This is a genomic window from Nocardioides sp. JS614 (assembly GCF_000015265.1).
Lineage (GTDB): Bacteria > Actinomycetota > Actinomycetes > Propionibacteriales > Nocardioidaceae > Nocardioides.
This window is the reverse complement of record NC_008699.1, coordinates 763,794-777,741: the sequence shown is the minus strand read 5'-3', so window position 1 is coordinate 777,741 and position 13,948 is coordinate 763,794. Positions and strand designations below refer to the sequence as shown.

At 72.3% G+C, this 13,948-nt stretch carries 10 protein-coding genes; 5 read left to right on the top strand and 5 right to left on the bottom strand.

The features are described from left to right. Positions 1 to 154 precede the first annotated feature (154 nt). The 5 genes from NOCA_RS05095 to NOCA_RS05075 form a co-directional block, all read right to left on the bottom strand. Positions 155 to 1,159 carry a DNA topoisomerase IB gene (locus tag NOCA_RS05095; RefSeq protein ID WP_011754202.1) on the bottom strand — a complete coding sequence of 335 codons (1,005 nt, stop codon included), beginning with the start codon at positions 1,157 to 1,159 and terminating at the stop codon, positions 155 to 157. Further along, positions 1,143 to 2,117, bottom strand: coding sequence for a hypothetical protein (locus NOCA_RS05090; RefSeq protein WP_011754201.1), 975 nt, complete (start codon positions 2,115 to 2,117; stop codon positions 1,143 to 1,145). The genes NOCA_RS05095 and NOCA_RS05090 overlap by 17 nt, the downstream gene beginning before the upstream one ends. Then, positions 2,117 to 3,340 (bottom strand): class I SAM-dependent methyltransferase, encoded by a 1,224-nt coding sequence (locus NOCA_RS05085; protein ID WP_011754200.1) that lies wholly within the window; start codon positions 3,338 to 3,340, stop codon positions 2,117 to 2,119. Before NOCA_RS05085 ends, NOCA_RS05090 begins: the two co-directional genes overlap by 1 nt. Positions 3,341 to 3,419: 79 nt before the next feature. Then, a complete protein-coding gene (locus tag NOCA_RS05080; RefSeq protein WP_011754199.1) occupies positions 3,420 to 6,140 on the bottom strand; it encodes an FAD-binding and (Fe-S)-binding domain-containing protein in 2,721 nt (906 codons plus the stop codon). Position 6,141: 1 nt separating this feature from the next. Further along, positions 6,142 to 7,398, bottom strand: a complete 1,257-nt coding sequence (locus NOCA_RS05075; protein ID WP_011754198.1) for a hydroxyacid-oxoacid transhydrogenase — start codon at positions 7,396 to 7,398, stop codon at positions 6,142 to 6,144. 42 nt (positions 7,399 to 7,440) lie between these two features. Between NOCA_RS05075 and NOCA_RS05070 the strand changes: the two genes are divergently transcribed. The 5 genes from NOCA_RS05070 to NOCA_RS05050 all read left to right on the top strand — a co-directional run bounded on the left by NOCA_RS05070 (position 7,441) and on the right by NOCA_RS05050 (position 13,947). After that, positions 7,441 to 8,646 carry a glycoside hydrolase family 5 protein gene (locus NOCA_RS05070; protein ID WP_140403813.1) on the top strand — a complete coding sequence of 402 codons (1,206 nt, stop codon included), beginning with the start codon at positions 7,441 to 7,443 and terminating at the stop codon, positions 8,644 to 8,646. A gap of 229 nt (positions 8,647 to 8,875) precedes the next feature. Then, a complete protein-coding gene (locus NOCA_RS05065; protein ID WP_011754196.1) occupies positions 8,876 to 9,169 on the top strand; it encodes a hypothetical protein in 294 nt (97 codons plus the stop codon). Next, positions 9,166 to 11,304 carry a glycosyltransferase gene (locus NOCA_RS05060; RefSeq protein WP_049774228.1) on the top strand — a complete coding sequence of 713 codons (2,139 nt, stop codon included), beginning with the start codon at positions 9,166 to 9,168 and terminating at the stop codon, positions 11,302 to 11,304. The genes NOCA_RS05065 and NOCA_RS05060 overlap by 4 nt, the downstream gene beginning before the upstream one ends. Positions 11,305 to 11,308: 4 nt before the next feature. Further along, positions 11,309 to 12,970, top strand: a complete 1,662-nt coding sequence (locus tag NOCA_RS05055) for a hypothetical protein (protein WP_011754194.1) — start codon at positions 11,309 to 11,311, stop codon at positions 12,968 to 12,970. Then, on the top strand, positions 12,970 to 13,947 hold the full coding sequence (locus tag NOCA_RS05050; RefSeq protein ID WP_041546216.1) for a hypothetical protein: 978 nt from the start codon (positions 12,970 to 12,972) through the stop codon (positions 13,945 to 13,947). Before NOCA_RS05055 ends, NOCA_RS05050 begins: the two co-directional genes overlap by 1 nt. The last annotated feature ends 1 nt before the right edge of the window (position 13,948 follow it).

The following is a 13,948-nucleotide window of genomic DNA, read 5'->3' as shown; positions in this document are numbered from 1 at the left end:
CTCTCAAGTCTCGGCCGTCGCGAGCGTCGTCCAGCGCGTGCTCTCGCAAGGCGGCGGGGCGAAGGCATACCGGGCTTGTCTGTCGAGCGACGGCAACGCAGCGAGAGCGCGTGATGGGCGACGCGCAGCAGGCCATGGACTTGGGAGACACGCCCTATACCTCCTTGAGCAGCCTCAGCGTCGCACGTTCCAGCGCCGCCTGCCGCTCGTCGGGGCTGTCGTAGGCGCGCCCGGTGGCCCGCGCGATCGTCCGGCCCTCCTCGTAGGCGTCGACGACGCGCGGGTCGACGTACGACGAGCGCGCCAGCGTCGGGGTGTTGCCGAGGAAGGACGCCACCTCCTTCATCGCCCCGGCGACCGCCCGCTTGCGCGAGGCCGCCGACCGGCCCGGCTCCGGCGTCTCGGCGAGCGCCGCCGCGGCGAGCACGGTGGCGTGCCAGGTCCGGAAGTCCTTCGCCGTCGCCTCGAGGCCGGTCGACGAACGCACGTAGTCGTTGACCAGCTCGGGCAGCACCGAGCGCCAGCCGCGGCCGTTCTTGTAGGCCAACAGCCGCAGGTCCGCACTGCGGCGGCGGCGCATCACGTCGATCGCCTCGATCACGACCGCGTCGTCGATCTCGATCCGGTGCTCGACCCCGGACTTGCCGACGAACGCGAACACCAGCCGGTCCTGGTGGCGGCGCACGTGCCGGCGCTCGAGCGTCGTCAGCCCGAACGACCCGTGGGCGTCGGAGTACACGTCGTTGCCGATCCGGAAGTAGCCCAGGTCGAGCAGCCGGACCGCGGCCGCGCAGGCCCGCTCGAGCGGCATCCCCTCCAGGCCGAGGTCGCGCACGACGAGCTCGCGGGCCCTGGTCAGTGCCTTGCCGAACTCGAGCATCCGGTCGAACTTCTCGGCGTCCCGCCGGGCCCGCCAGTCCGGGTGGTAGAGGTACTGGCGCCGACCGGCGTCGTCGGTGCCGACCGCCTGCAGGTGCCCGTTGTCGTACGGCGTGACCCACACGTCGGTCCAGGCCGGTGGGATGACGAGGTCGCGGACCCGCTGCGCGTCCTCGTCGGGCAGGCGGGAGCCCTGCTCGTCGAGGTAGACGAACCCCCTCCCCGCCCGGCGCCGGGTCCAGCCCGGCTGGCCGGGCGACGTCCTACGCAGCCGCACCATGGCGCGTCAGTAGCCGCGCGATCAGGCCGACAAACCCGGCGACGATCGCGCCACCCAGCAGCCAGGGCCACCACGGGTCGCCGCCACCATCGCCCCCGGGCTGCGATCCGGCCGCGGGGGGCGACGGCGTCGCCGACGGCTCCTGCGGCGGTGGCCGCAGCACCCGCTCGACGTCGGCGGGCAGGTCGACCCGCAGCACCTTGCTGAACTGGCCCTCGGTGCTGATGTGCACCGACCCGTCCGGGGCGACCGCGATCCCCTCCCCCTGCTGCTGCGAGGGCAGCCGGAAAGACGCGACCCGGTCGTGGCCGGGGAAGGTGTAGACGGCCGCGGCGCCGTAGTCGCGCAGCAGGTAGTGCCGACCGTCCGGCAGGAAGGCGCCGTCGGTGACGAAGGCCAGCGAGTCCGCGACCGCGCGCAGCCGGTTGGGCCGCTCGGTGGACAGCCGGCGCGGCGCGGCGTACAGCGTGCCGCCGAAGAGGTTCTTGGTGACGACGAAGAGCTGCCCGGTGCGCGGGTGCGCGAGCAGCGCCTCGGCGTCGTGCGCGCCGTCGGGGTAGACCATCGTGTAGGTCGGCGGCTCGACGGTGCGGTCGCCGCGGCCGTACGGCACCCTGAGCATCTCTATCGAGTCCCGGGACGCCCCGTTGTCGCCGATGTCGGCGACCCAGACCGAGCCGGGCCCCGCCGGTGCGAGCGCCTCCACGTCCTCCGGCTCGACCGCCCAGGAGGTGGTCCCGACGGTCTGCCCCGAGCGATCGACGACGAAGATCCGGCCGCGGTCACCGGAGTCGTTGGTGGTCACGAACAGCCCGTCGCGGACCACCAGCCCGCTGGACTCCACGATGGCCGGGTCCGCGAAGGTCAGGTCGACGGTCGCGTGCGGCTCGGCGGGCCCGGCGAGCGACCCGACCAGGAACGAGGCGGCCGAGGCGAGACCGAGGACCCGGTCGAGCATCAGCGGGCGTCGAGCAGCCGGGCCAAGGCGGGGCTGATGCCCCAGGTGTCGACGAGCTCGTCGTACTCCTTGCGCACCGAGCCACCCGTGACCGGAGCTCCGGTGCGGACCGCGCGCAGCATGGTGTTGCGCGGGGTGTGCTGGCTCTCCACGAACTGCACGACATCGACGCGGTACCCCTGCTGGCGCATCAGTGAGGCGCGCAGCGCGTCGGTGAGCGTGTCGGCCAGCCGCTCGCGGAGGATCCCGTGGCGGGTGATCATCGCGTACGGCGAGGGCGTCGGCGAGCGGCGCAGCTGCGCGGCGATGTCGTGGTGGCAGCACGGCGCGGCCAGTACCAGCTGGGCCTCCCAGGACACCGCCTGGGCGAGCGCCTCGTCGGTCGCGGTGTCGCAAGCATGCAGGGCCAGCACCACCTCCGGTGGCGGGTCGAGCGTGACGCCACCGATCGTGCCGACGACGAAGCTCGCGCCGACCCCCAGGCGCTCGGCCACGGCCGCGTTGTGCTCGCGGGACTGCTCCTTGACGTCGACGCCGGTCAGCCGGACCGGGAGCCCGCGGACGCCCGTGAGGAACCGCTGTGCCGCAAACGTCAGGTAGGCGTTGCCGCACCCGAGGTCGGCGATGCGCAGCGGCTCCTCGGCGGTCGGCCGGCGCAGATGGCCCTTGTCCAGGGCGTCGGTGATCGAGGAGTCCAGCAGCCGCAGGAACTCCTCGACCTGCCGATACTTCGCCTGGCGGCTCGGCTTGAGCCGACCGGACTCGTCGGAGATGCCCAGCGCCACGAACACCGGGTCGTCCTCGGGCAGCAGCCGAGGCTTGTCGCGGTCGTGGCCGCGCTCGATCTCGACCGGCTGGGCCCGGTCGGTCGTGTGGACGACCGCCTCGAGCTTCTTGGTCACCCGCAGCTGGTGGCTCTGCGTGGTGGTGTCGACGTGCCAGTTGCCGAACGGCTCGTCGAGCAGGGTGTCGACCGCCTCCCGAGCCGCGCTCGCCCCGTCGGAGGGGGCCAGCGCGTGGTTCGCGGTGTGCGCCTGGGTGTCGTCGTACGTCGTGACCTGGAGGTGCCGGCCGGCCTTCAGGTCGACGTAGCGCAGCTCGGCGCGCCGCCACGTGGGCTGGGTGCCCTTCTGCCGCCCGGACGCCACCGCCTTGACGAGTGCGTCGGGGTCGAGGAGGTGGTCGCGCATCCGGTTCAGCGCGCGCAGCAGGGGCTCGGCCATCAGAGCACGGCCGCGATCACGACGATGACGAGCAGCGCCGCCAGCGCGATCGGGATGACGAGACGACGGTGCCGGGGGTTCACCCCTCCAGCCTAGAAGCCAGCAGCTCGGCGAGGTGCATCGTGGGGACGTCGGCGAGGTCGTCGAGCTGGACCCGGCAGGACATCCCGTCGGCGAGCACGACGGCGTCCGGGTGCGAGCGCACGGTGGGCAGCAGGTGGGTCTCCGCGACCGCGACCGACACCTCGTAGTGGCCCTTCTCCATCCCGAAGTTGCCGGCCAGGCCGCAGCAGCCAGCCACCTGGGTGAGGGTCGCGCCGGCCCGCTCCAGCAGCCGCTTGTCGGCGGCCCAGCCGAGCACGGACGCGTGGTGGCAGTGCGGCTGGGCGACGACCTCGACGCCGGCGAGCGAGGGCAACGGCACGTCGAGCCGCTCGAGCAGCTCGGCGAAGGTCAGCACGTCCAGGTGCGCCCCGGTGAGCTCGGGGAGGTCGCTGCGCAGCGTCGCGAGACAGGACGGCTCGAGGCCGACGACCGGCACCCCGGACGCGACGTACGGCGAGAGCGTCCGCACCGTGCGGTCCATGATCGACCGTGCCTGGTCGAGCTGGCCGGTGGTCACCCAGGTCAGGCCGCAGCACGCGTCCTCGCGGATCACCCGCGCGGTGACCCCGACCGACTCCAGGAACCGGATCGCGGCCAACCCGTTGTCCGGGAAGAAGTGGTCGGTGAACGAGTCGGCCCAGATCCAGACGTCCGGGGTGCCGGGTGCGGATCCGCCGGTCCGGCGGCGCAGGGTGCGCGGCGCGAACGCGGGGATCGAGCGCCGCTGGTCGATGCCGGCGGTCGCCTTCGCCAGCCGCGCGACCGGGCCGAGCCGCAGCATCCGGTTCGCGACCGGCGCCATCGGGGCGGTCAGCCGGGCCCACTTCGGCAGCCGGCCGAGCAGGTAGTGGCTGCGTGGCCGCCGCTTGGTGGCGCCGGGCCCGTCGTACGTCGCGTAGAGCGCCTCGGCCTTGTAGCTCGCCATGTCCACGCCGGTCGGGCAGTCGGACTTGCAGCCCTTGCAGGCCAGGCACAGGTCCAGGGCCTCGTGCACGGCCGGGTCGGCGAGCCCGTGCACGAGCTCCCCGTCGAGCGCCTCCTGGAGCACCCGCGACCGGCCGCGGGTCGAGTCCTTCTCCTCACGGGTCGCGAGGTAGGAGGGGCACATCACGCCGGTGGTCCGCGGCGAGACGCACTTGCCGACACCAGTGCAGCGGTGCACCTCGGCCGCCAGCGAGATCGCCGGCCGGGGCCGGGCCGGGCGCAGGTCGGCGTCGAGCGGTGCGGGGTCGACGATGTTGCCGGGGTTGAGCAGGTTGACCGGGTCGCAGATCTCCTTGACGGCCGCGAACAGGCGCAGCGACTCCGCGTCGTACATCAGCGGCAGCAGCTCGGAGCGCGCCCGCCCGTCGCCGTGCTCGCCGGAGAGCGAGCCGCCGTGCTCGCGCAGCCGGAGCGCGCACGCGGTGAGGAAGTCGCGGAACCGCCGGCGCGCCTGGTCCTCGCCGTCGACCTGGAAGGGGAAGTCGATGCGCACATGCACGCAGCCGTCCCCGAAGTGCCCGTAAGGCACGCCGTCGAGCTCGTGCTCGCGCAGCAGCTCGTCGAAGTCTCGCAGCCAGGCGCCGAGCCGCTCCGGCGGCACGGCCGCGTCCTCCCAGCCGGAGTACGCCGGGCGGGACAGGCTGCGGGCGGCCAGGCCGGCGCCGTCCTCGCGGATCCGCCACAGCGCTGCCGACTCGGCGGCGTCCAGGACGATCCGGTGCCCGAGCGCCCCGGACGCCGCGACGATCCGGGCCGCCAGCGACTCGGCGTCCGCTCCGGCCAGCTCGACGAACAGCCAGCCGGCACCGGGCGGCAGCTGCGGGACGGCGTTGCCGCGGGCCCGCACGAGGTCGACGATCCGCGCGTCCAGCCCCTCGCAGGCGATCATCCGCCCGTCCGCGGCGGCGGCCAGGACGGGGACGGCGTCCGCCGCCTCGACCATCGAGGGGTAGCCGAGCAGCACCAGCCAGCGGACGCTCTCGTCCTCGACCAGCCGCACGGTCGCCTCCTGGACGATCGCCAGGGTGCCCTCGGAGCCCACCAGGAACCGGTCCAGGCTGCGGCCGTTCTCCGGCAGCAGGTGCTCCAGGGAGTAGCCGCTGACCTGGCGCGAGAACCGCCCGAACGAGGTGCGCACGTGGCCCAGGTGCTGGTCGACCAGAGCCGCCAGCCGGGCCTCGACGTCCGCGGCGCCCGGCCCGTGCGCGACGTCCATCGCGACCACGTTGTCGACGGTGCGGCCGTAGCCCAGCGCCCGCGACCCGCAGGCGTTGTTGCCGATCATCCCGCCGATCGTGCACCGGGTGTGCGTCGACGGGTCCGGCCCGAACCGCAGGCCGTACGGCGCGGCCGCGCGCTGCAGGTCGGCGTGCACGACCCCGGGCTGGACGACGGCGGTCCGAGCCTCCGGGTCGACGGACAGGACCCGGTTGAGGTGGCGCAGGGTGTCGACGACAATGCCGGTGCCGACCGCGTTGCCGGCGATCGAGGTGCCGGCGCCGCGCATCGTGACCGGCGCCCCGGTCTCGCGAGCGGTGTCGAGGATCGCCAGCAGCTCGTCGCGGTGGCGGGGGCGGACGACGACCTGCGGGACGACCCGGTAGAGCGAGGCGTCCGAGGAGTACAGCGCCCGGGTCAGCGTGGAGTCGTCGACGTCCGAGACGTCCCGCCGGCGCAGTTCCGCGACGAGTGCAGAGGGCGGTTGCGACACGTCACCAGTGTTCCATCGAGGCCCGGAACACCGACGCCAGGTCCTCCTCCGTGGGACGCCTCGGCGCGGTCGCGAGCAGCCGCTGCTGCTGGAGCGCCCCCGCGACCAGGTCGTCGACATCGGCATCGGCGTACCCCACCGCCGCGAGGCCGTTCGGGATGCCCACGTCGCGCATCAGGCTGCGCAGCGCCGCGGGCAGGGCGTCCGGGCCAGGCGCGACGCCGGGGTCGAGCAGCTGGGCCGCGCGGACGTGCCGGTCGGGGGCGGCGTCGAAGGTGAACCGGAACGCGGCGGGCGCCGTCAGCGAGACCGCCATGCCGTGCGGGACGATCGGCTCGTCGGGGTAGCCGTCGGGCCGGTAGTCGCGGACCCGGCCGGCGATCGGGTAGGCGTTCGCGTGCGGGATGTGCACGCCGGCGTTGCCGAAGCCCAGGCCGGCGAAGGTCGCCGCCATCGCCATCTGCTCCCGCGCGGCGCGGTCGGACCCGTCCCGGACCGCCGCCCGGAACGAGCCGGCCAGCAGCGACAGCGCCCGCTCCGACCACAGGTCGGAGATCGGGTTCGCCCCGCAGTAGGGCACCCGCTGCTCGGGCTGCTTGGCGTCGAACTCGGCGTACCACCGGGCGGTGTAGCTCTCGAGGGCGTGGCAGACGATGTCCAGGCCCGCGGCCGCGGTGACCACGGCGGGCTGGCTGATCGTCAGCGCCGGGTCGACGACCGCCAGGGTCGGCCGCAGCCGGGGGTGGCTGATCCCGGTCTTGACCTTCAGCGCCAGCACGTCGAGCACGCAGATCGTGGTGCTCTCGGCGCCGGTTCCGGTCGTGGTGGGGATCGCCACCAGCGGCAGCAGCGGGTGCTGGGGCGCCTGCGCCCGGCCGACCGGGGCGTTGACGTAGTCCATCAGCTCACCCGGGTTGGTGGTGAGCAGGTTGACCGCCTTGGCGGTGTCGATCGACGAGCCGCCCCCGACGGCCAGGATCGCGTCGAACGGCCCCGCGTCCCGGGCGAAGTCGATCGCCTCGGCCAGGGACTCATCGGTCGGCTCGACGTGGACCCGGTCGTACGTCGTCACCTCGATGCCACGAGCCGTGACCTGCGCGGCGATCCGCTCGGGGTGCCCGGTGGCCGCGACCCCCGGATCGGTGACCAGCAGCACGCGGCGGGCGCCGTACGACGCGAGGTCGTGCCCGACCTCGGCGGAGGCGCCCGTCCCGAACTTCAGCGCGGGTGCGGCGTAGGTGAAGACGGTCTCGCTCATTCGGCCAACATAACGGCCGCTCCGGACCGTACGATTGGTCCCGTGGAGAGGGGGGCTTCCATGCGGCTGCACGCGCGGCACCAGGCACGCTGGATCGTGCTCGCCGTGGTCGTGGCACTGGTCGCCGGCACCGGCCTCTACCTCCAGCTGCGCACCCCGATGGCGGCCGGCGTCCCCGCGAACACCGGGGCCGCACATCCCGTGGTCGACGGCAACCGGATCATCGACGCCCGCAGCGGTCGCGACTTCGTGCCGCGTGGGGTCAACTGGAGCAGCTTCGAGTACGCCTGCGCCCAGGGCTGGGGCATGTCGGCGCTCGACAACCTGGTCGCCCGGGACCCGGCCACGACGGAGGCGAAGGAGATCGCCGGCTGGGGTGCGAACACGGTCCGGCTCCCCCTCAACCAGGACTGTTGGCTCGGCACCCGCGGAGCACCGGTCAGCGACCAGTACGAGGAACGCTCGGTGGCCGGCTACCGCAGCGACGTGCACGCGTTCGTGACCGCGCTCAACCGGGCCGGCATCGTGGTCGTGCTGGACCTGCACAGCCGCAAGCGGATCGGGCAGCCGGAGTTCGGCAACCTGGCGATGCCGGACTCCGAGTCGATCGCGTTCTGGACCTCGGTCGCCACCGAGTACGCCGACAACCCGTCGGTGCTGTTCGACGCCTTCAACGAGCCCTACTCCCGGTACAGCTCCAGCGGTGCCCGGCTGTTGTTCGGGCTCACCTGGCGGTGCTGGCGGGACGGCGGTTGCCAGGCGCCGGTCGAGGATGACCAGACCGCGACCCTCGGACAGGTCACCTATCCCGTCCAGGGCATGGCCGCCGTGGTCAACGCCATCCGGGACGCCGGTGCCGAGCAGCCGATCCTGCTCGGCGGCCTGGACTACGCCAACGACATCAGCCACTGGCTGGAGTTCGCGCCGGACGACGACCAGCTGGTGGCGGCGTTCCACTCCTACGACTTCAAGGCGTGCGGCGACCCGGACTGCTGGAACGACGTCATCGCCCCGGTCGCCGAGACCGTGCCCGTGCTGACCTCCGAGCTCGGGGCCCGCCATCCCGAGAACGGGTACGTCGGGCGCTACCTCGACTGGGCCGACGAGCACAACCTGGGTGTGCTGTTCTGGGTCTGGGCGGACCATCCCGGCGACCCGATGGCACTGGTCACCGACGAGCGCGGTCGGCCGACGGCGTACGGCCGGGCTGCGCGCACCTGGCTGACCGGGCACCTGCCGGCACGGTGACCGGCTCCCGGCGGCCCGGAGATCCACAGGCGGTCCACACGTCGTCAACGATCGATCAACAGTCCGTCAACGGTGGACCAGACCGCTCCTGGGGCCGGCGAATGCGGGCTACGGTGAGCATCTAGGAGTCCACCAATCGGTGAACGGTGCGCGAGGGGGCGTGCCACCATGAGTCCCCAAGAAGGGACTCGGGGCCGAGCGTGTGGTACCTGAGCAGGGGGGAAGCGTCATGTCGGTGCAGGCGAGCCCGTCGCGTCCGGCAACCAAGTCGGTCGGCGCCGCGTTCGTCGACCTCGTCTTGACCCTACTCATCCTGGTCGTCGTCTTCCTCGCCTTCCTCATCGCGCCGCTCGTGGCGCTGGGGCTCGCCTATCTCGCCTACGCCGTGCTGCGGCCGCGGGCGAAGCGGTCCACGACCGCCCCGACCGCACCGACCGGCACGCCGGCCGGCCCGACCCAGTCCGGCACCGGCGGCCGGGGCACGCCGGGTGCCTTCGGATTCGGAGCGGGGACCTCGCCGTGACCACCATCCAGACCGGCACCGAGACCCGCCGCAACCCACGACTCACCGACGGCGTCGACCAGGACCTGCGCCACCTGATCCCCGAGGGCATCTGCCGCACCTTCCGGGTGATGCCGTACGCGTCGGTGAACGGCACCGTGCTGGTTGCCGCCGCCGACGCCGACGACGCGATCACCACCCAGGTCGTCGCCGAGCGGATCGACCGCCCGGTGCAGCTGGTGCGGCACACCGTCAACGAGATCGTGGCGGCGATCGACGCGGTCTACCCGCCGCAGGAGACCGAGGTCGAGACCCCGGACGCCCGCCGCGCGCGGATGCAGATGGCCCAGATGCTCACCCGCAGCGGGCTGATCACCGACGACCAGCTGCAGCGCGCGATGCTGGAGTACTCCCGGACCGGCGACCCGCTCGGCGACATCCTGGTGTCCCACGAGGCGATCACGGAGGACGTCCTCGTGGCCGCGCTGTCGGAGATGTACCAGATGCAGCGGGTCGGGCTGGCCGGCTTCACCCCCGACTTCGAGGTGGCCCGGCGGCTCCCGGAGCGGCTCGCCCACACCTTCCAGGCGGTGCCGGTCGCGGCGACCGACGACCTGGTCCTCCTGGCCGTCGCCCGCCCCCTCGACACCGAGCAGGCGGCCGAGGTCGAGGAGGCGCTCGGCTCGCCGTTCCGCCAGCTGCTGGCCAACCGCACCGAGCTCGACCAGCTGGTCCAGCGGGTCCACGCCCGGCACTACGCCGAGGTGTCCACCCGGCTGCTGATGGAGACCCGGCCGGAGGAGTCTGCCCACATCGTCATCTCGGGCGGCCAGAAGGCCGCGCTGGTGACCACCGCGATCGTGGTCGTGATGTGCGCGGTGATCTGGCCGATGGAGACGGCGATCGCCGTGGTCGCGGCGTGCAGCCTGCTCTACCTCGTGGTGTCGTTCTACAAGTTCCGGCTCACCCTGCGGGCGCTCGGGACCCACCTGGAGACCGACGTCACCGACGAGGAGATCGCGGCGATCGACGAGCGGCACCTGCCGACGTACACGATCCTGGTCCCGCTCTACAAGGAGGCGGGCATCGTCCCGCGTCTGGTCCGCGACATCAACGCGCTCGACTACCCCCGCACCCGGCTCGACGTGAAGCTGCTGTGCGAGGAGGACGACGAGGAGACGGTCCAGAGGATCCGGGACCTGCAGCTGCCGCCGCACTTCCACCTCGTGGTGGTCCCGGACAGCCAGCCCAAGACCAAGCCCAAGGCGTGCAACTACGGGCTCCAGCTGGCTACGGGTGACTACTGCGTCATCTTCGACGCCGAGGACCGGCCGGACCCCGACCAGCTGAAGAAGGCCATCATCGCCTTCAGCCGGGTGCCCGAGAACGTCGTGTGCGTCCAGGCGAAGCTCAACCACTTCAACCAGGACCAGAACATGCTCACGGCCTGGTTCGCCAACGAGTACTCGATGCACTTCGAGCTGGTGCTCCCGGCGATGGGCGCGGCCGAGTCCCCGATCCCGCTCGGGGGGACCTCGAACCACTTCGTCACCGCCAAGCTGCGCGAGCTGGGCGCCTGGGACCCGTTCAACGTGACCGAGGACGCCGACCTCGGCATCCGACTGCACCGCGAGGGCTACCGCACGGCGATGATCGACTCCACCACCCTGGAGGAGGCCAACTCCCAGGTCCCGAACTGGATCCGCCAGCGCAGCCGCTGGAACAAGGGCTACATCCAGACCTGGCTGGTCCACATGCGCGCCCCCTTCGCGCTGCTGTCCCAGACGGGCCTCAAGGGGTTCTTGAGCTTCAACCTCACGATGGGCAGCGCGTTCGTGCTGCTCCTCAACCCGATCTTCTGGGCGCTCACGACGCTGTACGTCTTCACCCAGGCGGGCTTCATCGAGCAGCTGTTCCCCGGCATCATCTTCTACGCCGCGAGCGCGCTGCTGTTCGTCGGCAACTTCGTGTTCGTCTACCTCAACGTCGCGGGCAGCCTGCACCGCGGCGAGTTCGGGCTGACCCGGACGGCGCTGCTCTCCCCCCTCTACTGGGGCCTGATGAGCTGGGCCGCGTGGAAGGGCTTCATCCAGCTCTTCACGAACCCGTTCTACTGGGAGAAGACGGTGCACGGCCTGGACGAGGGCCACGGGTGACCCGATGACCACCGTCAACGTCGTCCACACCAGGGACCGGCTCAGCGGGATCGTCCAGTCGGTGGGCCGCCGGCCCAACGACGTCCCGCGCCGGTGGTGGGAGAGCGCGCTCGTCTTCGCGTTCTTCACCATCGCCTACACGTGGTTCGGCTACTGGGTGGTCGTCGACCTGCACGTCGTCGGCTTCGAGACCCTCGACCGGCTGAACCGGGCCCTGATGGTGTGGCACAACGACCCGGCCAAGCTGTCCGCGATCGGCTTCGACTACCCGCCGCTCGCGACGCTGCTGATCGCGCCGCTGGCGATCTTCCGGGGCCTGGTGACCTCACTGGCCGTCGTACCGCTCGCCTCGGCCGTCTTCGCGGCCGTCACGATGGTCGCCCTCAACACCATGATGCGGCGCGCGCTCGTGGCGGGACCCCTGCGGTACGCCGTCCTGCTGGCCCTGGGCGCGAACCCGATGGTGCTCCTGTACGCGACCACCGGCACCCGGCACTTCGTCTGGGTGGCGCTGGTGGTCACGGCTCTGGGCGCCCTCTTCGCCTGGTACATCACCGCGGACGTCCGGTTCGTGATGCTCGCCGGGATCTCGTTCTCGATCGCCTCCATCGCCGGCTACACCAGCCTGGTGTTCTTCCTGCTGAGCGCCATCATGATCGGCGCGATCCTCGCGCGGCTGGGAGCGGACGGCACCGAGGTCGAGGGCACGGTGGTCGGCTTCGCCTCGCCGACGGTCTACGTGATCGCCCTGTGGACGGTCTTCAACCTGATCCTGCTGCTCAACCCGTTCGCCTGGATCACCCGGTCGAGCGACGCGGCCGCCTCCGGGGGCTTGGAGACGTTCTCGGCCGTCGAGCTGCTCCGGGCCTCCGGCGAGCTGGTGCTGTACGGCGCTCCGATCGCGATCATCGTCCTGCCCGCACTCATCTTCGCCGGGTTCGCCCGCGGCAACCCGTTCGCGCTCTGGCTCGGCCTGATGCTCGGTGCCTCGATCCTGCTGCCCTCGGCAGCGGTGGTGCTGCGGCTGACCGACTCTCCGATGCTGATGCGCAACGCCCTGCCGATCCTGTTGATCAGCGTCATCGGCGCGATCTGGCTGGCCCGGTCGGCCGAGGAGGGCAGCACCCTGGTCGCCGCGCTCGTGGTCGTGGCGCTGGTGATCAGCATTCCGTGGACCCTGCAGGCGATGAAGACCTACCGGTACCAGAACCTCGAGGCGCCGTTCGCTGCCGCCATCACCACCGGCGAGTCCCAGGAGGGCGCGCAGACCCTCAACCGCGAGAGGGTCGGCATCGTCTCCGAGCAGGCGATGGCCAAGTACATCTCCAACAACGTGTCGCGGGACAACTCGATCCTCACCGACAACGCCCAGACCTACGCAGTGATGATGCTGACCGGGCACCCGGAGTACTTCTTCGACCGGATCGACCACAGCGACGGGCCGTGGAAGGTCGCGGCCCGGGATCCGGACAAGTACGGCGTCCGCTACCTCCTGATGTCCGCCAGCGACAACGGCGACCTGCTCACCAAGCTCTACCCGGACGCCGCCGCCGGCTCGGACGCACAGCTCCAGGTCGTCTACCGCACGCCGCGCTACGTCCTGGTCAGTGTGCCGGCCGGCTACCAGCCCGGCGGGGCCACGACCGGGCAGCTGGGGGCATCGTGATGGCCGACGAGAAGCCCCGCATCGCGCCGCCGCCATCGGTCGACGACGTGCTCTCGGCGCTGACCGACCCCTCCCGGATCGGGCAGGTCGACTTCACCGCCGCGCTCGCCCCGGAGCCGCCCGCGCGGCGGCCCGGACGCAGCGCACGGCAGCCGGACGCCAAGCCGCCGCTGCGGCGCGTCCCGGAGCCGGTGCCCGCGCCGATCACCGAGCCCGAACCGCGCGGGGAGGAGCCCGAGGCCGAGGCCGAGGTCGCCGAGGTCGCGGAGACGGAGCCCGCCGACGCCGAGCCCACCGACGAGTCCGCCGAGGCGGTCGAGGTCGCGGCCGCCGCCGAACCGGAGCCGGAGCCGGATGCCGAGACCACCGAGGCGGTGCCGGGCCTCGACGAGCAGGCCACCGACGAGCAGGCCACCGAGGGCGCAGCTCCCGAGCCGGAGCCGCAGGCCCGCCCGCGCGAGCCGAAGGTCAAGAAGTCCCGGGCACCCAAGAAGCCGCTCACCATGGTCGAGCAGCCGGAGCCCCAGCAGCCGGAACCCCAGCACGCGGAGACCCCGGAGCCGGAGCCCGAGCAGCCCATGGCCCAGCGGCCGGTGCCCGTGCCGGAGCCGCAGCCCGAGCCGGTCGACGTCGCCCGGACCGTCGAGGAGATCGCGCAGGCCGTGATCAGCCGGATCGAGGCGGCCGAGGAGGCCACGCGGCGACACCTCGAGGCGATGGAGCTCGAGGCGACCCGCCGCTACGAGCTGGTCACGGCCCAGGCCGAGCTGGACGCCGAGCTGATCCGGCTCCAGTCGCGGCGCGAGGCGCACGCGATCATCACCGCGGCCCGGATGCGCTCCGGTGAGCTCGACGACATCGACGAGTCCGGCGACGAGGGCCACCGCCTGGCGGTGCTCAGCGACGCGATCTCCCGCGTGGCGGACACGGCCGAGTCCACGCTCAACCGGTCCCGAAGCAGAGAGACCGGGTCCTGAC